The 21504-nt window shown below is 58.0% G+C and carries 18 protein-coding genes; 12 read left to right on the plus strand and 6 right to left on the minus strand.

The window, feature by feature from the left end; all coding sequences use genetic code 11:
- Window positions 1-40: 40 nt before the first annotated feature.
- The 4 genes from SH664x_RS00275 to dgoD all read left to right on the plus strand — a co-directional run bounded on the left by SH664x_RS00275 (window position 41) and on the right by dgoD (window position 4813).
- Window positions 41-1255 carry an aminotransferase class I/II-fold pyridoxal phosphate-dependent enzyme gene (locus SH664x_RS00275; protein WP_437204008.1) on the plus strand — a complete coding sequence of 405 codons (1215 nt, stop codon included), beginning with the start codon at window positions 41-43 and terminating at the stop codon, window positions 1253-1255.
- A 423-nt stretch (window positions 1256-1678) separates the two neighbouring features.
- On the plus strand, window positions 1679-2665 hold the full coding sequence (locus SH664x_RS00280; RefSeq protein WP_437204010.1) for a DUF1559 family PulG-like putative transporter: 987 nt from the start codon (window positions 1679-1681) through the stop codon (window positions 2663-2665).
- A gap of 251 nt (window positions 2666-2916) precedes the next feature.
- Window positions 2917-3336: a hypothetical protein gene (locus SH664x_RS00285; protein WP_437204012.1), complete on the plus strand. Its 420-nt coding sequence runs from the start codon at window positions 2917-2919 to the stop codon at window positions 3334-3336.
- Window positions 3337-3676: 340 nt separating this feature from the next.
- Window positions 3677-4813 (plus strand): galactonate dehydratase, encoded by a 1137-nt coding sequence (gene dgoD / locus SH664x_RS00290; RefSeq protein WP_437207278.1) that lies wholly within the window; start codon window positions 3677-3679, stop codon window positions 4811-4813.
- Window positions 4814-5080: 267 nt separating this feature from the next.
- Here the strand turns inward: dgoD and SH664x_RS00295 are convergent, their stop codons facing one another.
- Window positions 5081-5995, minus strand: coding sequence for a GntR family transcriptional regulator (locus tag SH664x_RS00295; protein WP_437204014.1), 915 nt, complete (start codon window positions 5993-5995; stop codon window positions 5081-5083).
- Window positions 5996-6619: 624 nt separating this feature from the next.
- Here SH664x_RS00295 and SH664x_RS00300 point away from each other — a divergent pair.
- Window positions 6620-7843, plus strand: coding sequence for a D-2-hydroxyacid dehydrogenase (locus SH664x_RS00300; protein ID WP_437204015.1), 1224 nt, complete (start codon window positions 6620-6622; stop codon window positions 7841-7843).
- Between the two features lie 401 nt (window positions 7844-8244).
- On the opposite strand, the gene SH664x_RS00305 is transcribed toward SH664x_RS00300, so the two are convergent.
- The 4 genes from SH664x_RS00305 to SH664x_RS00320 all read right to left on the minus strand — a co-directional run bounded on the left by SH664x_RS00305 (window position 8245) and on the right by SH664x_RS00320 (window position 12522).
- Window positions 8245-8694: a hypothetical protein gene (locus SH664x_RS00305; protein WP_437204017.1), complete on the minus strand. Its 450-nt coding sequence runs from the start codon at window positions 8692-8694 to the stop codon at window positions 8245-8247.
- A 186-nt stretch (window positions 8695-8880) separates the two neighbouring features.
- The gene (locus tag SH664x_RS00310; protein WP_437204019.1) at window positions 8881-9078 is read right to left on the minus strand and encodes a cold-shock protein; all 198 of its coding nucleotides are present in this window, start codon (window positions 9076-9078) and stop codon (window positions 8881-8883) included.
- A 501-nt stretch (window positions 9079-9579) separates the two neighbouring features.
- Entirely contained in the window at window positions 9580-11169 is a 1590-nt protein-coding gene (locus tag SH664x_RS00315) for a sodium:solute symporter family protein (RefSeq protein WP_437207279.1), read from the minus strand.
- Window positions 11170-11337: 168 nt separating this feature from the next.
- On the minus strand, window positions 11338-12522 hold the full coding sequence (locus SH664x_RS00320; protein WP_437204020.1) for a polysaccharide pyruvyl transferase family protein: 1185 nt from the start codon (window positions 12520-12522) through the stop codon (window positions 11338-11340).
- Window positions 12523-12846: 324 nt separating this feature from the next.
- Here SH664x_RS00320 and SH664x_RS00325 point away from each other — a divergent pair, with 324 nt between their 5' ends.
- The 5 genes from SH664x_RS00325 (at window position 12847) to SH664x_RS00345 (ending at window position 18433) form a co-directional block, all read left to right on the plus strand.
- Window positions 12847-14016 carry a GntR family transcriptional regulator gene (locus tag SH664x_RS00325; RefSeq protein WP_437204022.1) on the plus strand — a complete coding sequence of 390 codons (1170 nt, stop codon included), beginning with the start codon at window positions 12847-12849 and terminating at the stop codon, window positions 14014-14016.
- Between the two features lie 207 nt (window positions 14017-14223).
- Window positions 14224-15213, plus strand: coding sequence for a DUF1559 domain-containing protein (locus SH664x_RS00330; RefSeq protein ID WP_437204023.1), 990 nt, complete (start codon window positions 14224-14226; stop codon window positions 15211-15213).
- 197 nt (window positions 15214-15410) lie between these two features.
- Window positions 15411-15848, plus strand: a complete 438-nt coding sequence (locus SH664x_RS00335) for a carboxypeptidase-like regulatory domain-containing protein (RefSeq protein ID WP_437204024.1) — start codon at window positions 15411-15413, stop codon at window positions 15846-15848.
- Between the two features lie 32 nt (window positions 15849-15880).
- The gene (locus SH664x_RS00340; RefSeq protein WP_437204025.1) at window positions 15881-17182 is read left to right on the plus strand and encodes an exo-alpha-sialidase; all 1302 of its coding nucleotides are present in this window, start codon (window positions 15881-15883) and stop codon (window positions 17180-17182) included.
- A 288-nt stretch (window positions 17183-17470) separates the two neighbouring features.
- Window positions 17471-18433, plus strand: a complete 963-nt coding sequence (locus SH664x_RS00345) for a dihydrodipicolinate synthase family protein (protein WP_437204026.1) — start codon at window positions 17471-17473, stop codon at window positions 18431-18433.
- A 286-nt stretch (window positions 18434-18719) separates the two neighbouring features.
- Here the strand turns inward: SH664x_RS00345 and SH664x_RS00350 are convergent, their stop codons facing one another.
- Entirely contained in the window at window positions 18720-18860 is a 141-nt protein-coding gene (locus tag SH664x_RS00350) for a hypothetical protein (RefSeq protein WP_437204027.1), read from the minus strand.
- Window positions 18861-19404: 544 nt separating this feature from the next.
- Between SH664x_RS00350 and SH664x_RS00355 the strand changes: the two genes are divergently transcribed.
- Window positions 19405-20571 carry a substrate-binding domain-containing protein gene (locus SH664x_RS00355; protein WP_437204028.1) on the plus strand — a complete coding sequence of 389 codons (1167 nt, stop codon included), beginning with the start codon at window positions 19405-19407 and terminating at the stop codon, window positions 20569-20571.
- A 106-nt stretch (window positions 20572-20677) separates the two neighbouring features.
- On the plus strand, window positions 20678-21466 hold the full coding sequence (locus tag SH664x_RS00360) for a hypothetical protein (RefSeq protein WP_437204030.1): 789 nt from the start codon (window positions 20678-20680) through the stop codon (window positions 21464-21466).
- The last annotated feature ends 38 nt before the right edge of the window (window positions 21467-21504 follow it).

The following is a 21504-nucleotide window of genomic DNA, read 5'->3' on the forward strand; positions in this document are numbered from 1 at the left end:
TGCTGAATCGTCGACAAACGTTTTGAGAATGGATCGAGTCGTGAAATTGACAGCTGCTCGCCTGGATGCAATCAAGCCGAGTCCCAGTATGGCCGTGGCGGCCCGTGCTGGAGAACTGCGAGCATCGGGAATCGACGTGATCAGTCTGGGCCTTGGCGAACCCGACTTTGAAACGCCTCCGCACATCGTCGAAGCCGCCATTGAGGCGATGAAAAGGGGGGAGACGCGCTACACGATCGCCGACGGGACGATTGCCCTGAAGAAGGCGATCAGCGAGAAGTTCAAACGGGAAAACGATCTCGAATACAGCGTGAACGAAATCACCGTGGCCTGCGGTGCCAAGCAGATTATCTTCAATGCGATGCTGGCCACAGTCGGTCCCGGGGACGAAGTCATCGTGCCGGCCCCGTACTGGGTTTCGTACACAGACATTGTGTTACTCGGCGAAGGGCGACCGGTCGTCCTGCCGTGTCCCGAGACCGACGGCTTCAAGCTGCGTCCGCACGCTCTTGAGCAGGCGATCACTCCGCGGACAAAATGGCTCCTCTTGAACTCACCGTCGAATCCAACGGGGGCGGTCTACACGCGTGAAGAACTGGCAGCGCTCGGGGAGGTCTTGCTGAGACATCCGCAGGTGCACGTGCTCACCGACGATATCTACGAACATATCCTTTTCGACGGACAAAAATTTCAGACGATTGCACAGGTTGTTCCCGAATTGAAGGAGCGAACGCTCACGGTCAATGGAGTCTCAAAGGCGTATGCCATGACCGGTTGGCGTATCGGTTATGCGGGCGGTCCGAAGGCTTTGATTAAAGCGATGGCGATGCTGCAGAGCCAAAGCAGTTCCAATCCTTCATCCATTTCGCAGGCGGCATCAATCGTCGCCTTGCTGGGGCCGCAAGGATTTTTGAAGGATCGAGCCGCCGAATTTCAGAAGCGCAGAGATTTTTCACTTCAGGCCATTCGTAAGATCCCTTCGCTGACCTGTGCTTGTCCGGGGGGAGCATTCTATCTGTATCCGAATTGTGCTGCCCTGATCGGGCGAGTCAGGCCTGATGGGCGTGTGATCACCTCTGACGACGATGTGGCCCTTTTTCTTCTTGAAGAGGCGCGTGTCGCAGTGGTGCAGGGGTCGGCTTACGGTCTTTCGCCTTATATCCGGCTTTCAATCGCCACGTCACTCGAAATACTGGCCGAGGCGACCGATCGCATGGCGACAGCCATCGCTCAATTGGAGGAAGTCAGGTCGTGACGTTCCCCATGGCGAGCGAATTCAATGCATGTTTGTCGAGGACAATCTTTTTGTTTTTGGCCACAATAGTACAAGTACGTGTTGACGGTCGTGCGATGAAAGCTATTCTGTCAGTTGTATTCTGTCGCCAATGCCTTGCCGCGGGCTTGGCGACTGTCGTGTGGTTTCACCAAGTGAAGTGCTCGGTTGTAGCCAGCGTTGCTATTGGGGCGCTGCCTGCGGTCGCTGCTGGCAGGTGTCGTCTCGGGTCGTTCCTTCATCTGTTTGTCTCTGCCCGCCGCAGGGATGTTCTTTTTGCAATAAGTTGATGACGGCAGCCTGAGAATGTACCGCTCGGCGTTCTCCAGAAGTTGCCATTGCCGATTCAATGAGTCGTGTCCCTATATTTCTCTGTGTTATTTCAATTGGCTTGGGGAGACTGGAATGCGTCAGCGAAGTGTGCGACGTTCGGGCGGATTTACATTAATTGAGCTTCTGGTGGTGATTGCCATTATTGCGGTGCTCATTGCCCTTTTGCTGCCGGCTGTCCAGCAGGCACGGGAGGCGGCCCGGCGGACGCAATGTCGAAATCACCTGAAGCAAATCGGATTGGCGCTTCATAATTATCATGACGTTGCCCAGATGCTGCCCATTGGAGGAATTGCCAATGGGCATTATTCTTGGTGGGCGAGAATTCTCCCTTATGTTGATCAGCAGAATATGTACTCCCGGTTGACGTGGGGGAGAATGGTCAATGATGGTGCGATTCTGCGTGAATTGCGACCGGCTCCTGCCTATATGAATTGCCCGTCGAGCTCACTGAGTCCCCTGGATCAGGACGGGAACTATACGACAGCCTGCTACACTGCGATTGCGGGTGCGTCAGCGTCGCCCACGAATTCGGCTGATCCGACCGGCCAGGGTCGCTGCAAGAACGGATCGCTGGGCTATTCCTGCTGTAATGGAACGATCATTCCATCCGGTGGGGTTGCGTTGCGGGACATTACGGATGGGACTTCCAATACCCTCTGTGTGGCAGAGCAGTCGGACTGGTCGACAAGCACCTTTGGAACTCCCATCGATCTGCGGTCGAGTGTGCGATACGGAGCCTGGATTGGTCAGGCCGCTGAGGGCTTGCCAATGGTCACTGCCACGGGCGCTGCGGCCGATCTGAATACCTGGGGTGGATGGGCCTATATCCGGAACTTCACCACGGTCCGGTATGCGGTCGGCTACAAGACGCAGACCCCCACTAACGGAGGTGGAAACGTCGTTCAGGGAGCGAATACAGGACTGCAATCTGCCCACGTTGGCGGAATCATGGGATTGCGGGCCGACGGTGGTGTGTCGTTTATTTCGAATTCACTCGACATGGCAGTCTTCAGATACCTGGCGATTCGCGACGACGGGGTTCCGATCGGCGAATTCTAGTTGGATGGGTGATGGGGGCCTGTTTCCCGACTCGCCCCCATTTTTTTGCGTTCGGGAAAGGTTCGGAATTTCCTGTGAGGCGCCTTGGGTGCGATGCAAATTCACGAGCGCTTTGAATTTTGCGACCGCTCCGGAACTCAGATCGACATCGCCACTGAAGGGTGTGATTTATGTCTCAGGTACGCGTTGGAATCGGGCAGCAATCGCGAGTTGGTCTTGCTCGATTTCGTGTGGCACTCTGGAAGCAGAAGGTGGCGGCTCTCGCCCTTGTGTGGTCGAGCGTGGTGCTTTGGTCTGGCTGCGGGGAACCGGAAATCCAGATTGCGGAAGTCTCCGGCAAGGTTGTCTATAAAGGTGCGCCATTGCCCGGGGGGATTATCTCTTTTATTTCCGATTCGGGGTTTGCCTCCGGCGCGGAGATTACACCTGAGGGGACATTTAAATTAATCAGTCAGTACGGCACGGGAATTCCCCTCGGCAACTACAAGGTTGCGGTCGAAGTGATGGGGCCCGGCAATATTGATCCACAAGATCCGAACCGCAGTGCTAAAGTCGCTCAGATGCAGGGAATCAAGATTCCTCGGCGATATTCAGACCCCGAGAAGAGCGGCTTGACAGCTGAAATTCAAAGTGGAAATAACGAACTGACAATCGACATTCTCGAGCCGTAGATCTGTCGATGGGCAATTCTCTGCTGCATCGCGGTGATGCCGTTCAGAGTGTGTCAGGGAAGGAAACGAATGCGGTTTCAACTTCTTTTTCATTTCGCTTGTCACATCGACTGTTCACTGCAATGACCTGATTCTCATCGGCATGGCTCGTTGTTCGTCCTCAAAGTCGCTCTAGAAAGTAATGGAGCTTGTGATGCCACTGTCGCTCTCGGATTGTGAGACCTCTCATACAAATGGCCATGACGGCCAACTTCTGGAAAAAGGTACGCTGGAGGTTCGTCGCAAAGGGGACAGGGGTCCGCGAATCGAACGGATCGAAGCTCTGGTTTGTAACGCGAGAATGCGGAACTGGATTTTCGTAAAGATCACCACCGACCAGCCCGGTCTGATCGGGTGGGGAGAGGCCACCCTGGAGTGGCATACACGGGGCGTGGTGGGATCCATCGAGGATCTGGCGCAGCTGCTGATCGGACAGGATGCCAGCCGGATCGAGTATTTGTGGCAGATGATGTGGCGTCAGCACTTCTGGCATGGCAACGGGATCGTGAGGTCGACCGCAATTGCGGGGATCGATCTGGCGCTCTGGGATATCGCCGGGAAAGTGGCTGGGGTTCCCTGTCACCAGCTCTGGGGCGGTGCCGTGCGTGATCGGATTCGACTCTATTGCCACTTAGGCGGGGGCCGAATGGAGGATTTTTACGAGACGTCCGTGCACGAGGCCAAGCGGTTTGCTGAGCTGGCGGTGCAGGCGGTCGAGGAAGGGTTTTCGGCGGTCAAGACCATGGCTGTTCCTCCCACGATGCCGATTGAAGGGCTCAAGCCGGTGAAAGCGGCGGAAGCCTGCGTGGCAGCGATGAGAGACGCTGTGGGCGAGAGCATCGACATTGCTGTCGATTGTCATGCCCGTCCCTCTCCGGCGATGGGGTTGCGATTTGCCGAAGCGCTGGATCAGTATGGGTTGTACTTTCTCGAAGAGCCCTGCTGGCCGGAATGTGTCGACGGTCTGGCAAAGATTAACTCACGCGTGGTGACGCCGATTGCGACGGGCGAGCGATTGACACATCTGGCGGCCTTCCGTGATGTTTTCGCTGCGGGAGGCTGTGACATCTGCCAGCTCGACATTACGCACTGCGGCGGATTCACCGAGGCGCGACGAATTGCTGCCCTCGCAGATGCCTACCGAATCGCACTGGCACCGCATAATCCGCAGGGACCGGTGAGCACTGCAGCGTCGCTGGAGTTTGGGTTTTCGCAGCCGAATTACATTATTTGCGAATCCGTGCACGCGGATGTCCCCTGGCGACATGACGTCGTTTCGGAAGGCTTCACCGTGGATCCGAAGACCCGGACGGTTCAGCCGAACACTCGGCCCGGACTGGGGATCTCGATTAATGAGAAAGAAGTGGCACGGCATCCCTTTCAGCAGGAACTGCCGCAGCAGGTGTTTTATCAGGATGGCAGCGTAGGAGACTGGTAAGCGTTTCCGTCGTCATGTGTCGCGACGAAGATCCAGCCCCATTCAATGCGGGGCGGATTTCTTCTTTCGTGACAGGTTTGCCGAGTATTGGTTCAGAGCCCCGGGCAGGCAGAAATAGAACATCGGCAGCGAACCGGGATGGGGTCGGTCTGAGCGGAGCCCCCCGCATCTGGCGGATGCGGGAGATGCCTGGCCACCTGCCGATCACTGTTTTGCTGTAAACCAGAAGCGTCGGCACGGGGGGAGTGTGAGACCTGTTTGCACCCGTCAGGCAGTGCCGTTGCTGTGGGGTGATTCAGCATTTGAGAATGAGCCGTGTCGGTGAGCGACGCGGACCAGCACCGGGTGATTGCTGCGAATGTGATGTGAGAGTGCTCTTTTGGCGGACTTCCAGTCCCGCAGCAACAGCGCCTCGAGGATTTCGCGATGGTGGTGAATTGCCTCGACAGACGCGGTGCGGTCTCCGGCTTCCCATTCGAAGAGTATTTCATAATACCGGCCGTGCCGTTCGAAGAAGTCGCGGATGTAGGGGTTCCCCGCCTTGTCGATCAGATACGCGTGGAGCGTATTGTCGACAAGTGGCTCGACTTCTTCTGAAGCAGGAAGTTGATTGCCGTCCAGGATCATCTGGAGATCTTCATCTCGCAAGTGAGGGCGGGACAGGTCCAGTGCTTTCAGTTCCAGCATTTCACGCACTTCCAGGAAGGCCCACATGTCTTCCTGACGGAACGGACGGATCACCCAGCCACGACGGGGGAGGTGTTCCAGGAGCCCCGATCCCGTCAGGCGGTGTAAGATGTTTCGCAACGCGGAACGGGTGACCTGATATTTTTCCGCGGTCTCTTTTTCGCGGATATAAACGGGCTTCCCCTCAAGGCTGATCAGCACCAGGTCTTTCGTGACCTGCCCCAGCAGCGCGACGTTGGGGTCTGGCGGAATCACTGGACGCGGATTGCTGTCGGAGTGGGTCGTCCGCTTGGTGACCTTGGCCGGGGTTAACCGTCGATTGTCACCCTTGATCAGCAACCCTTCCGCAATCAACTCACGTAAAGCGGCGCGAACCGGCGTGACACTCACCTGATACAGGTTTGCGAGAGACTCGAGTGTCATTTTCTGGGGGAGCGGGCGGCCTGAATGGATCCGGTCCCGCAGATCAACTTTAATATGTTCGACGATAGTCATTCGGTAGGAAAAGATTAGGGCTTTCGAGGGTGGGTCAATCAGCGAGGCTGCTTCAGCTGACGGGGGCGCGACGCTGCTTGCTGAATTCAATTCGTGTTCAGGAAATCAGGTCGCCGCCGATCAGGGCAAGAGCAGTTTGCAATTGCCGGTGCCCGGGCAGCAAGCGTTTCGTCGGGCAAATGCAGACATCCGCGTGGCGAGGACCAGTTCCTCATCAGTCACAATACGCGAACGGCTCCCACCTGGCGATGAGGCTTGATCAGGCGCTGGTGTGTCCAGCTCCTGCCCACAAATCACCTTGAAGTGACGGGATCATCGGCTCCCGGGATTGTTCGTGTCGGAGTGTGAGGGCATCCGAAAATTCGCCATTCACTCACGAGGTTGAGGAGGAGTGATTTCTGTCGACAATCTGAGCAGAAAACACCCGTAACGGACGTGCAAAGAGTGAGGGACGAATCTTATATTGCGTGCAATATCATTTAGGTTGACGTCGCATGTCAATAGTGTGGCGGCTGCCTCTTCCCTAGGGTCCTCAGGTGACTTGTCAGGCCTGAAGCCGGGGGCCTCTCGGCGGGCCACCTGTGATCCCGTCTCCCTGCACGGACTTTTCAAAGCTCCGCCGGAGTGTCGGTCGTTGTTGCAAAATCTTCATCCGAGGGCTGCTTAAAGTCCCTACCGTTAAAAGGCTTCTTAATGAACGTCTCTTGCAGATTGATCATCATTGCCGGCCTGATTTCTACTCTGCTTCTGACCACGCCCTGCCTGAGCGCTGACGGTCCCCAGGGCCGTGGACAAGCAGCGGGAGCCCCGTCATCGCAACAGCTTGCCGAGGAGATTGGTTCGTTGCGTCATGCCCGAGTAGCGATTCCCATGCCTGAAAACAAGTTGCAACTGACTTATTTTGCTTGGAAAATGGCCGATGCGGAACTGGCGGAGCTGAAACAACAGGCTCCCAATGTGCGGATCGTCAGTGGTCTGAGCCCCGCTGAAGCGATCACCAGAGCCGCCGAGGCCCACGGAGTCGATGCGCGGTATCTCTCACCGGAGTTCCTCGCTGGTGCGACGAAGCTTGTCTGGGTGCAGGCAATGGGGGCTGGGGTGGACCGGTATGTCGCCATGCCGCCTCTTGTGCAGAATGACGCGATCGTCCTCACGAACTTCCGCGGCGTCTATGGGCCGGCCATCGCCGATCACACGATGGCCATGCTGCTCTCGTTAACACGGGGCCTGCCTGCTCACATTTCCGGTGACGCGCGCGGTCCGCTGGCAGGTGGGGGGGCGCCCGCTGAACCGATCGTCCTTGATGGAAAGACAATTCTGATCGTTGGAATAGGAGGCATTGGCACCGAAATCGCAAAAAGAGCACACGCATTCGGAATGCGCGTGATCGGCACAAGACGCAGTGCGAGTCCTGCTCCCACGTTCATCGAAAAGGTCGGGCAGCCATCTGACTTGCTGTCGATGCTTCCTGAAGCCGACGTGGTAGCGATTGCGGTTCCGCTGACTGCAGAAACCGACCGCCTTTTCAACGAGACCACATTCGCTGCGATGAAGCACGGCTCGTTTTTGATCAACATCGCCCGTGGCAAGATCGTGGATACAGATGCTCTAACCTCTGCGTTGCGGAGCGGCAAGTTGGCGGGAGCTGGTCTCGATGTCACGGACCCGGAGCCATTACCGGCAGAGCATGTGCTCCGGAAGTTTCCCAACGTGATTATTACCCCGCATACTGCCGGAATTTCAGAGTATACGAACGAGCGCGCCTCTGCTTTGCTGAAAGAGAATATTCGCCGGTTCGGTGCTGGTGAGCCACTGCTGAATGTGGTTGATAAAACGGCTGGCTATTGAGAATGTGTCCAGCAGGTGGTGGATGAGGCAAGCCTGCCTGATCACATTCACCACCTGCCAGTCTTCCCGACAGATCGTCGACACCCCCATCGGCATGGACCCCTTCATCAGCTGGGAGCCGTTCGGGAGTCAAGCCGCCTGTGCTTGGGCGAACGCGTCTTTCCTGTCTCGGCGGGACTTCAGCTCACTGTCCATCCGCCGGGAATCCAGGAACCCGCCTGTACGAAGTAGGACGGTTTACCTGCCCGGTTCGCGCTTTTCGCTGCGAGACCGACACTGAGTGCTTTTAGCCCCGGGCTCCACTCGGGTCTCGTCCGCGCCATTGGCATGCAGGGAAATCGTCCGCGACGGGACTCTGCGTGAGGATGGAAAGGAATAGCCTGTCCCAAGCAGTGTGCGGTTCATTGCCCTTCGCTGCGCAACTTCATGTACAGCCGCTGTACTTCTCGCAGACAGCAACGGCCGTCCGCCGCGAGAGTGGCGCAGCGGGCCTCGGGTGACTGCGAACGGGCAAGCAAAGCCCGAATTCGGGAAGGAGTCCCTTCCTCATTGTCGGCTTCGATCTCAGCCATCGAAAAGCCGAAGCAGGCACAGAGTGTGGCGTCGGGATCTTTAGGGTAGACAGGCTCCCGCAGCTCGTCGACGGTGACCACCACGTTGAACAGATCGAAGTAGGCGACCTCGCAGCGGGCATAGCTGCAGAACCAGCCGGCCGCTCCCAGCCGTTGCCGGGAAGTGGCCCGGACATGGGTGTCGAGCGGACCGGCGCTCACGGGAATGCCCAGGGCCTGACACCTCGGACAGTAGGCCCGTCCGTCAGATTCCGGTTCGCGAATGAAGGCTTTGTTCATGCGGTCGATCGTATCGGAGTCCGGTACGGAATGCAGGCTTCGCTGACCTTGCAGGCCAATTCTTACTCGAGACCGGCCGGGGCATTGGGACTGGCACTGTTCGCGTTGATGAAGCGCATAAAAAAAGAAGTCGACGGATAAGGTCGACTTCCTGGTACTGGACTGCATCAGAACAGTCAGCCGGCATTATGCCGGGCGAACGTTCTCAGCGCGAGGACCCTTCGGTCCACGGCCTTCTGTATAAGTTACCTGCTGTCCTTCGTACAGCTGGTCGAAGCTCACGCCGTCGAGATTCGAAGCATGGAAAAACAGATCCGCACCGGTGTGCGTATCGATGAATCCAAAGCCCTTGTCCGTCTTCTTCTTGATCGTACCTTCAGCCATCGCAAAACACTTCCATAAAACGCGTTGTGTGTCGGTGCCGAGGACAACACGTTTCCGGCCATCCGTCACACGAGAACGGGAATTCTAAACTCGATAATTCGGATCTCCTAGGTCGGATTCAAGAAAATTCGAAGGTTGCTTGAAATTTTTGGTGAATTTCTCTCCAGATTTCCTTGGCTGCGAATAATTCGTTTGCGAAGCAATTGGCCCCGTTTCCCGCCCCGGATTCGTGGTCGTCCCGCATCGCCAATGCTCGGGTCATGCAAAAACACTGGCAGTTGTCGCCCGCATCGGCATTCCCGACTCGCTCGAGGAGAGAGCGTCGTTCTTGAAGGAAATGTTCGGTTGCGGCGGGTGGCGAATGCAGCGATTCCGTGTCTCGGAGAAGATCAAGCGAATCGTCGAGAGATCCGGATCAGGCTGCGAGCCCCCGGACGTCGTGCCAACGTTGGTGACAGGCACACTGCTCCACATCTTCGGGAGGCTGCTTCGGGGTCGGGGCTATTCGGGCCGATCTGCCGTTGAGAGAATCGCCCGTTCGCCGAGCGGCGATGTGCGCTTCTGTCGAGCCGGATCAAAGTAGCTGACCACTCCCAAAGTCAGGGCGGTCGCCAGCATTCCCGGAACACTGGTCCACGCGAAGCTGATTCGGTCTGCCGGGGCAAAACCAAAGTACAGGTAGAACGGCAGGGTCAGGTTGAGACAGAGCCCCACAGCGAGGGCTGCGGTGGCACCGGTCGCTGTGGCCCAGCGGGTGAGCACGCCAGCGAGCATCACCACCAGCAACACCCCCCACAGCGACGCCAGAACGTTCGCCATCTCGAAAATCATGGTGGTGATTCCGCTGCTCAGGCTGATCAGTAGGCACGCGACGCCGACGAGGAGCACTCCCCACGCAACGGACAACCCTCTGCCGAGTCGAACCTGCTGCTGTTCCTGCTGCGGGAGCCAACCCACCTGTTTAAGTAGATCGACACAGGTGACTGTGGACAGGGATCCGACCGAGGCCGCCAGGGAAGAAATCAGGTCGGCCACCAGCCCTGCCACGATCAAGCCGGGAAGCGGGCTTGGAAGCTGCGTCAGCATGAAGTGTCCCATGACCTGATCAGCCGGCAGGTTCTCCGGGAGTGTTCCGGCTGTGGAGTAGTAATAGAACATCAGCAGGCCGATGAAGAACAGGGAAAGGATGAACATCGGCGTGATGATCGTTTTGAGCACAATCGCCTTCTTGGCATCCCGATAACTGCGGGAGGCCAAGAAGCGCTGCACCACCAACTGGTCTGTGCCGTACTGCTGGAGCGGCATGGTGAGTGAAATGAACAGCCAGACCCAGAGCGTGTAGCGCGTGTGAGGGTCGAAAGAATAGAACTCTGGCGTGGTCACCTTGCCAAGCACCCGATCGTGCTCCACGACATATCGATAAAAGCTGCCCAAGTCGAAATCGATCAGCCAGCCGACACGGAGAATGATCGCCACCAGCGTGACAACCACCATCAGCGTCTGCAGCGCATCGGTCAGCATCATTCCTCGCATGCCGCCGAAGGTGCTAAACAGGATTCCCGCGATGCCGATGATGAGGACCGTGACCTCCGGTTCCACGTTCAGCAAGGCTTTCAGAATCCGTGTTCCGGCGCAGATCACAGTCGCCCCGAACAGCGCTCGGGCAAACAGAAACGTCAAGGCACCCAGAACGCGGGTGGAAACGTTGAATCGCCGCTCAAGATACTCGTAAGCGGTAAAGGTCTCTTTTGACTGAAAGAAGTATCTCAGGAACAGCCAGACGGCGAGAGGGGTGAAGAGCGCATATCCGAATGAGGTGAGGCTGGTCAGGATCCCATTCTGATAGGCTTCCGCCGGAACTCCCACAAAACTGATGGTACTGAAGAGTGTCGCGAAGAGGCTGATCGCCACAATCGCAAAGGGCATGGAACGCCCTGCCAGAAAGAACTCACCCAGGTCCTTCTGCCGCAGCCAGGAAAAAAACCGATCGCGAAGATCGCCAGCAGGCTGCCTGCCAGGACTGTCCAGTCCAACCAGTCGAGAGATGCTTTCATGCCGGATGGGGTTCTTCTCTGCTGTTGGATTCCTGATGAGAGCAGCTTGCGTTTTTCACCGCCCGCGCAGCCAGCGATTTGTGTGATGAATGCTCGCCTTCGCGTGGCGAGAACGGGTTCATCAGAAGTCAAAAGGGTCTCAGCGCCGCAGCGGTGTGCTGGATTGCTTTGGGGAGGTTTGGGTCAGGCTGGCTGGACCCGTGCCTTACGGAAGCGAACGCAGGAACGGTGCCATCCGTTGCTGGTACATTTCGTCGATGAAGTTCGAGATGTGGGCAAAACGCAAAAATCGGTTTCGCACTTCATTCTGGAGGAACTGTCGAATCCGTGACACCACCATCTGGTCGGGGGGAGCGACGGCGAGTTCTTCGACGCTGACACAGTAGCCGGATGTTCCCCCCTCGCGGCTGGAGCGGGGAAGGTCGTTCTGGCAACGATGGAAGGCGTTGAACTCGCCGATGCCAAAGGTGGTGTTGAAGCCGACACCGCGAGCGTCTTCCGCCAGCAGGATGGAGGGACGTCGCCAGCGGAGCAGGCTCAGGTGGGCGTGACATTCATAGCCCACGTGCAGGTCCATTTCCTTGTAGAAGTTCAGATTGCTGACGTCGCCGAACACGTTGCGCACTTCAAAGCCCGCGGCGACAGCGGCTTGCCGGATCCGTTCATTCTTCTCTGTGACTGCCGGTGAAAGCGAAGCGTCGTTGCGGGCCCGCAGCTTTGCGACGTTGTGGACATTGGTGTCGGCGCAGTGCATGGAACAGATTCGCTTCGCATCGGGGAAGAGGGCCGACAGCATCTCCATCAGTTCCCTTCCCTGTCCGGCGTAGAAGGAACTCATGGGGGGAGTGAACACGACGCTCCGCACTGTGGCAGGCCGGTGCATGGGGCGGCCGAAGTAGTCCGGGTCATACCACGTCGGATCGCCGATCAGGCGGGTGTTGGTGATGCCGTGACGCTCCAGCACCCGGATCAATGTCTCTTCGCGACAGGTGAATTCGGGGACCTGCCGGGCGACAGACTCCAGGAACCGCAGGGTCGGCTCGGAATACTGAATGTGTTCACGGCTGTGCTCATCGCCTGGATACATGTTCCAGTTGGCCCCGCACGGGAGGATGGGAACCCGCAGGTTCTCGAGGTTTTCAATCAGTCGATAGCAGTTGGGATAGACCGGAGTGTCCCGGATCGCGAATCCCGGGAGGAGAATCCCGCGTGTGGCGTTGACTTCGTCGAGGTGCTCATCGAGCGGATCTTCGCGAAAGAAGGTCAGGAATTCGGAAGGTCCGCACTCATGTTCAATGAGTTTTCGAAGGGAGACTTCAATGAGCTGATCTCCCACATTGGCACATCCATCTGCGGGAAATGTGGTCAGTACGGTGTATCTTCGCGACATTGGACCCTCAATAGCGGGAAGCCCGGGGTGAGACAACTGAAAATACAACAAAAGCACAAGTAGGGTACAGCAAGGGGCGGGGGCAGGGCAAGGTTAAAACCCCTCGGGATTCTCTGGTGCAGCCATCGCGGGAAACGTTCTCTATGGCATTTCAGGCAGGAAAGTGGCCTTTCCGTGGCGTTTTTGAACGACGACTCTTGAGTGCGGACTCCGGATCGCACCCCCTGTGGAGTTGTTGAGTTCGGAATTACTTGACAGTGGTTGGAGAAGAGTTGTATTCTGATGAAGGAACATGTGTGATACAGGATCGAACTTAAATATCGGATGAAGATGGGCTCTGCTGTTTCCGCCACCGTCTCTGCTCGGCCCGAGATTGTTGCTCGGGAGAAGCGGAAGCATGAACAGGTGCGGCAGCATCTTCTCCGTGAAATTTCTCTCGGGAATCTGCGTCCGGGTGACGTGCTTCCAGCTGAACCTGATCTCGCCCAGTTGATGGGGGTCTCCCGGACAACCATTCGGCAGACATTGGGAGACCTGGAGCAGGAAGGCCATATCCGCCGGGTGCGTGGCAAAGGGACGTTCGTTGCCGAGCAGGCGGCGACGGGTTCGCAGCTCGATGCGGCGAGTTTCGCGCTGATCGTTCCCGACATGGGAAGCACGTATTACTCCTCGCTGCTCTCCGCATTTGAGCAGGCTGCGCATGACTCGGGGCGATCTGCCGTTGTCTGCAGCAGCAATAACGAAGTGGATAAACAGGCCAGCCAGGTTCTGCGGCTGCTGGATCAGGGTGTGGCGGGGGTCGTGTTGAATCCGTGTGCTACGGCTCAGACTCCGGCCTATCAGGTGCGGATGCTGCAGAAGGGGAGTATCCCCGTCGTGCTGCTGCACACCGCGATCGAAGGAATCAACGCGCCGCTGGTGGATCTGAATCGCGAAGAGATTGCCCGTCGAATCGGTCGGAAATTCGGCGAGGCAGGACATCGCCGGGTGGCGATCATGACTTCCGGAGACCGTGAAGCGATCCTCTCTCATGAGCAGGCCCTGCGGCGGGAAATCGGCCAGTGGGGTGGCACGCTTCCTGATTCCCATGTGCTGTGCGGTGGGATGCCCCACTTCAGCGAGGCGGAGTACATCGATCGGGAACAGTGTGTGGAGCGGCTGGTTGACCAGTTGCTGGGGTTACCGGATCGCCCGACAGCGGTCTTTATCACGTTCGAATCCGTGGCCGAGATCGCCTACCTCATTTTGCAGCGGAAGGGCTTGCGAATCCCGGAAGAGATCTCGTTGATGACATTCGGAATTCCCCGTCGCGATGGAGCCATCATGCGGCGATTGACCGCAGTGACGGTCGACATCAATGCCGCGATCCGGCAGGCGGTTCAGTTTCTGGAAGAGATCCGCAAGGGGAAGCGGTCCATTGAGAGCAATGAGCGGGTCTCAATGCTCCTGGGGGAATATGCAGGCGAAACGCTGGCGTTATTGCCGGCGAGCTGAATATCGGACTTTGGGTGCTGGGCGCTGCCGGAAAGGTGTTGCCAGGAACCGTCGGCGCAGATTCTTGGGATTGATTGCGAATTGACAGGGGACGACCGTCTCTCCCGCCGGTCGACTTCTTTCGAGATAGAGCAGCGTTCTGTTTTCTCGGGAAACCGCTTCTTTTCGGTCTCGTTCCGCCTTCGTCTTTTCCTCGTGAGGTGTCCCATGCGCAGTCGGCTTTCCAAGCGTCGGGCGTTTACGCTCATTGAGCTCCTAGTGGTCATTGCCATCATTGCGGTCCTGATCGCTCTGCTGCTTCCCGCAGTTCAGCAGGCGCGCGAGGCGGCACGACGGTCGCAGTGCAAAAACAATCTGAAGCAGTACGGTCTCGCGCATCACAACTATCACGATGTTCACGGCATGTTCGTGATCGGGGCAGCCCGGAATACCTCGACGTCCTCGGCCAAGGGGACACAGGACGGCAACTGGCAGATTCTGATCCTGCCTTTCATTGAACAGACCGCGCTGTTCAACGCGATCGATTTCGACTCCGGGAACATTATCGCCTCTCAGGTTATAGGGGGGCAGCCGCTGGCCTCTTACAAAATTCCGATGCATCGCTGCCCGTCAGACGTCAGCCCGGACGGTAAGATCGACTCACCGGCTCCCGCCGGCAGCACGCCCAATATCTTTGTGGCCTACGCCAGTTACAGCGGGAACATGGGATCTCAGTATGTTCCGGATAACGGGGCCTGCAATACGTTCGCCGCATATGCTCTGAAGCCGCTGGCGAACGGACGCACTCTGAAGAACGAAGAACTGTCCGGGATTTTTGGCCAATCCGCTGCCAGCGTCCGCATTCGTGATGTCACCGATGGGACGTCGAACACGCTGCTCATGGGGGAAACCACCACGATGTGCGGTGACGGCTTTGATGGCCAGCACATGTCGTGGTACCGCTTTCAAAGCAATGGCAACGCGATTTCAACCATCTTCCCCCCAAACCATCTGGGAACCTGTCCCGGAATCGGAGCCTGCCTCAGTGGCTCCAGTGGGCAGTATCAGATGCGGCACGGCTATCGCTCCTTCCATCCGGGCGGAGTCCACGTTCTGCTCGCCGATGGCTCGGTCAGATTCCTCAGCCAGAACATCGATCACTGGATGTTCCAGAATCTCGGTGATCGTGCCGACGGCAAGACGGTCGGTGATTACTGACGCGAATCCGTGGTACGGGTTGCGAGTCTGGCGGTGAGGGTTGGACTGATCAGCAGTGTTGGTTGCTGGCCACCGCCTGGCTTTCCGGAACTGGTGCTGCAGCAGATTGAGTTGATCGGCTTCAGCTCGGCGTACGGATGATTCCGGTAACTGCTGGGTTCCTTGTTCAAGGCTTACTCCCCGGAGAATGATTTTCCATGAGAAGACTGTGGGTTCCCCTCTGCTGTCTGACGATTCCCTTCCTGCTGCTCAGCTGTCGGAACTCGACCGGCCTGGAACTGGTGCCGGTGACGGGGGTCGTCACCTATGAAGATCGTCCGATTGCCAATGCGCAGGTGGTCTTCTTGCCACAGCAGGGTCAGCCTGCGGTCGGACAGACCAACGCCGAGGGACGATTTGAGTTAATGACGGCAGGCAAGACCGGTGCTGCGCCGGGTCAGTGTCAGGTCTCGGTGACAGCCTTTGAGTGGGTTCGCCCGGTCAGCCGCGGAGAGATGGAAGGGCTGCCGCGTGAAGAACTCGCGAAGCTCCAGAAGTGGCCGATCCCGCAAAAATACGGGAATGCAGCCACGAGTGAACTCGTCGTGGTCGTCACTCCTGACGGCCCGAATCAGATCACGCTCAACCTGAAATAATTGTCGGCATTCCGATCGTGAAAGAAATGTTCATGCGTGTCATTGTTGAAGCTCTTCTTCGTCCTGGAGCAGCGAGGCTTGTTCCTTCACTCGCGCTGGTGGTGGCGGTACTGGCTGCCAGCGTCTCCGTGGCGGCTCCTCCTCTCGATTACGAAATCGACCTCACCACCGCCAGTGAAGGCTTTGACGGCCAGTACTTCTGGGTTCATCCCCGCGCCGGGATCATTCCGCCACATGAGAAGGGGAATTCCTCATCCAATCCCCTGGTCGTGATGATCATGCAGCGGGCCTCCCGTCAGGGCTCGGACGTTTTTTACGACATCTATTCGCTGAAGACGTCGGACTGGGGGACGATCTGGTCGACCCCGGACAAACAGAGCGTTTTTGCCCGCCGGCCTTACAGCCATGATCTCGATCGCAAGTTGCAGTTGCCCTCGTCATTTTCAAAGCTGATGCACGAAGGTGACGAACTGACCGTCTGTGACATGGTCCCCAAATGGCACGCCGCCTCGAAGACACTGCTGGCGACCGGACAGACAGTGAGCTATCGCAATGACCGGATTTTTGAACTGCGTCCCCGCGCGACAGCGTACGCTACCTACGATGCGGCTGCCGAAAAGTGGAATGACTGGAAAGTCCTCCATCTTCCAGCTCGTGAAGAATTCGGGAACTACGGCTCGGGGGCTGGGCAGCGGGTCGATCTCGAAAATGGCGAGATCCTGTTGCCGATCTTCCATCGGACACCCGGCAAGCTCCAGAACTTCTCCAGAATTCTCCGCTGCCAGTTTGATGGGGAGCATCTGACCTGCGTGGAAGAAGGGGCGCCGCTGTCGGTGCCGGTTCAACGGGGATTCGTCGAACCGTCACTTACCCGTTTTCAGGAGAAGTATTATCTCACGCTGAGAAATGACGTGCGCGGATACGTCGCTGTCGGCGACGACGGAATGAATTTCCGCGAGCCGCAGGCCTGGACATTCGATGATGGTACAGATCTGGGGAACTACAACACGCAGCAGCATTGGGTCACTCATCGTGATGGTCTCTACCTCCTCTATACCCGCAAAGGGGCGAACAACGACCACGTGATGCGCCATCGGGCTCCGATGTTCATCGCACAGGTGGACCCCGTGAAGCTACAGGTGATCCGCTCGACGGAGCGCGTCCTGATGCCGGAGCGTGGTGCCCGCCTGGGCAATTTCGCTGTGACGGAAGTCAGTCCTAACGAGACCTGGGTCACGGAATCGGAATGGATGCAGCCGGCCGGTTGTGAGAAATACGGCAGCAACAACAGTGTCTGGGTCGCTCGCTTGAAGTGGAATCGGCCGAACGAGTGATATTCGGGGTGGCCCGCTTCAGGGCAGTGTGCTGCTTCCGGTCCCTGCACAGAGACGCTCTCTTCTGCCCGCATGGGGCGCTGCTGCGTGGTCTACAGGGGCTGGTAGGGCATTTTGTTCTTTGGTCGACCCCTTCCGGCCACGCGGAAATGAGCATTTCAGCACACGACACGCTTGCTGCGCGGGCGCTGGAAAGAGCAACCTGCTCGAGAAGTCAGCTTGGTTTGGAACAGTGGAATCCGGCAACAGGCGAGGGCAGCAGCCCCTTCCCTTCAGGTCAACATGACGATGGCTAAACTCACGAGTCCAGCGATTCTCGCGACAATCTGTCTTCCGTGGAGCGAGTCCTTCGAGCTTGATCGACAGGTGTTCCGGAATCACATCATCCGGCACCTGCAGGTGGGGATTCGCAGGCTGTATCTGTTCGGCACTGCGGGGGAGGGGTATGCGGTCACGACCGACCAATTCCGGCAGGCGGCACAGCTCTTTGCCGAGACAACCGACGGGAAAGCGGAGCTGCGTCAGCTGGGAGTGATCTCCCTGTCGCTCCCGTTGATTCAGGAACGGATCGAGATCGGTCGGTCGGTGGGGATCAACAGCTTTCAACTTTCGTTTCCGAGTTGGGCGCGGTTGAATGACCGGGACATGGCAGCGTTCTTTGCCGGGATCTGCGACCGGAACCCCGATTGCGATTTTCTCTTCTATAACGTCGCCCGGGGACTTCGGACATTAACGCCCGCGGAACTTGGGGAGCTTTCTCGCCGGCATGCGAATCTGACCGCCGTCAAGTGGGCCGTTCCGCTCACTCAAGAGGACTATCTGAAGATTGCGGACGAAGCTCCGTTGCTGATGCATTACTTCACCGACATCGCCTATTGCGAGGCGAGGCTGCTGGGGGTGCCGGGAAGTCTGCTTGTCGCACTCAGTGCCGCCGTTCCCTCTTTTGCCCAAGAGATTTTTCAGCTGGGTCAACAGCGAAGTGATGATGACCTGTTACGGCAACGGATCGAGCAGCTGCAGCTTCATCGCCAGATCATTCGCTCGATGAATGCTGCCGGAGGGCGGGTCGACGGAGCATACGACAAGCTGTTCTGCCGCCTGCAGGATCCGGCATTTTCTTTGAGAATGCTTACACCGTATCACGGTTTTGGTGAAGCGGATTTTGAACGTTATCGGTCGGAACTCCGAGAGAAGTTGCCGGAGTTTGTGAATGCGGTGGATCAGGATGCGGGAGCCCTCGCGCCGCAATGATGCTGCCGAACCGGTCAGCGATGTGGGTCATCCTCGCTGGCGCTTCGGCCTGCACCAGCCCTTGGCTTCCAACACGGCATCCAGTTGGCTGGTGGAGCGGGCTCCCCTGCCCGATCAGGGTTTGATCTGCAAAGACATTTCCACTTCGACGCGGACCCCAGGGGGAGCTGGGCCATGCCCAGCGCTGTCTGGGAGTGCCGTCCGGCTTCGTCGAAGACTTCACGTACCAGTTGGGATGCTCCGTTGATGACCAGATGCGCATCGGTGAACTCGGGAGTGTCGTTACCTACCCGATCAACCGGACCACTCGTTCAATGCGATCCAAAGATTCGAAGTGGGCACGGACTGCCTGCTGCACATTGGCGGCACAGAGGGCGGCCGCCTGTGTCGCCTCAGCGATGCTGACGACCGAGGGAACTTTGCCCACGCTGGTCAGTTGGTCCCCATCGAACGGGACCTGCCCTGATGCATACAGCCTGTTCCCCGCGATGGAGATGGCGTTGACGAATGAGCCTTCGGGAGTTGTCCGCTACAGAGGATAGCCGAGTTGTTCCAGGCGTTCTGGGCGGGAGAGGCTGGGGCTGTGGGCTGACACGGTGAGTCTTTTGGGAGCGGATGGGGGATTGACGGGACCAACCGGTTAAGTTGTCCGACAACAAGCAGGCAACACCTTGAATGGATTTTGGAGTACGGGCCAGGTGCGATCCCTGAACCTTACAGGGTTCGCCTGCGCGCTCATCAAGTATCCGGGGGGCGGCAGGAGTCGCCCCAAAAAGTCAGTCAGTGGTCTTTAAAAAAATAGAGTGATCAACCTTATTGGTTCGTGGGTTGCCACATGTCGTCGAAGGCACTCTCAAGGTCATCTTGTGCTGAGAGGTCCTCCTGCCTTGACAGGACAGAGAGAATCCGGGGTTGACAGCCTCACTGCCGCTCTTTTGGATTGTGCGGACAACAACAGGACAGCACTCAGAATGGTTGGTGCCGAATCTTCTCCGACTCTGACCACGCCCGCACCTGTCCGGGCTGAGGGAGGCCTGCATAAGCACCAACAGCTGCGCGACTATGTCATCGCCCGGATTGAAGCGGGGCAATTGAAAGCGGGCGATGCACTCCCCCCCGAAAAGCGTCTCGCGAAACAGCTCGAGGTCGCCCGCAGCACGGTGCGACAGGCCCTGGCGAATCTTGAGCGGGAAGGGATCGTCCGCAAGGTCCACGGCAAGGGGACATATATCCGTGATGAGGCGCGGCAGCGCCTGAAGAAAGGGCACGACCTGTTCGCCCTCATTGTGCCCGAGACCGACAACGGCTATTACCCGGCACTGCAGATCAGCTTCGAAGAAGCCGCCTCGCGCTGTTACGCACAGGTTGTGGTCTGCAATTCGAATAACGAGATCGACAAGCAGGGGAATTCCATCCTGCAGCTGATGGACCTGCATGTGGCCGGAGTGGCGATCGTCCCCACCACGAACCCTCCGACCCCTGCCTTTCACATTCGACAGCTCCGCGAGCGGGGAATTCCCGTCGTCTGCTGCTCCCGACCGGTCGAGGGAGTCCAGGTCCCCCTGCTGTCGATCCCCTTTGAAGAGATCGGGAAGCAGGCCGGCACACTGATTCGCGAAGCAGGGCACCGCAAGGTGCTGTTCATCAGCGGGTTTCAGTCCGCAGCGGCGAAGGCCTATGAAACAGGCTTCCAGCAGGCGTTGGGGAATCGTATTGAACTCGCCACCTTTTTCGGCTCGAACTCCTCTCCTGACCTCGCTCGACAAGAAGCAGAGATCGACGCCGAGATCCGTCGCTGTTTCAGTGACGAGTCCCCACCCACGGCGATCTTTGCAACGTTCGATTCGCTGGCTGAGGTGATTTATCTGGCACTGGGGAAACTCGGTCTGAGAGTCCCTGAAGATGTCTCTCTGGTCAGCTTTGGCGGAACCCGGCGGCAGGGGGCACTGGCGAGTCGACTGACCGCCATTACCGTCGATGAACTGCAGATGGGAGCGACTGCAATTCAGATGCTGGAGCAGATGCGGACCGGAGAATTGCCGCTGGATACGAATGAGGTCCGGGTCATGCCCCTGGCGGTCAGCCCGGGGGTCACCTTGGCGGGACCGCGCGAGCGGCCTGCACCCCTTCGGACGTGAGTTGAACGTCAGGTCCACGCTGACTTCCGTGTGGACCAGACAGCGCCGGCAGTCGAGCGGGAAGCGTTGGTCAGCGGGTATCAGGGAAATTTTAGTGAGTGATCGAATGGCCACAGACAAAGAAGGTCTGCACCAGATTCTCCGGCTCGCGCTGCATCCAGCGGGAGAGCTGCAAAGCGCTAAGACGGCGGAGCTGATGATTCTGCTGGGGGCGCGAGAAGAGGCGCTGCAGCTGCTCAGGCCGTACAGCGAGGGGGAGATTTCCCCGTTCCGGATTGTCACTTGGAGGGCATTGGCCCGCGGTGAGGAATCGGCTGCAGTTCGCGATAAATCTTGTCAACGAATTCGTCAGGTCCTCCTGGATGAGTCCTCACCGTTTCGCGTCCATGCCCAGGAATCTCTCGCCAAGCTCGAAGCGCCGCTGCAGCCTGAAGAGGCGCTCTTCATCGAACGAAGTCTTTCATCTTCACTCGAATCTGACGCTCCGTTCGCACTGTGGAGAGTTGCGCAAAGCGGCAACAGGGATGCCGCACTCACGCGGCTGACAGAACTTCTGGACTCAACAGATGAAATCGCCCGTCATCGGGCAGCGTATGTCCTGTGGAACCTGTCGACCGTTCCCCTGGCCACGCGCACGATGCTGTTGCGGCTGGCCCACGATGGGACGCAGCCGGTGGGGATGAGAGTCGTGGCGGCGCTGGCCGCTGAGGATCCCCAGGCCTGGGATCTGGCCCACACTGCGGAGAGCCCAGGTTCTCGCACCTTCGTGGCTCTGTCTCTGGCGGGGAGAAAAGATGAAGAGTCTCGGAGAAAGCTGAATCTGTTTATCCGCGATGCGGCTCCCGATGTCCGGGCCGCCGCAGCCTATGGACTTCTGTTACCCGAAGCAGGCTGATTCGGCCGTCCGGATGCCGTGTGACGCCAACATCGAGA

This window comes from Planctomicrobium aquicomposti, from assembly GCF_051466325.1.
Lineage (GTDB): Bacteria > Planctomycetota > Planctomycetia > Planctomycetales > Planctomycetaceae > Planctomicrobium.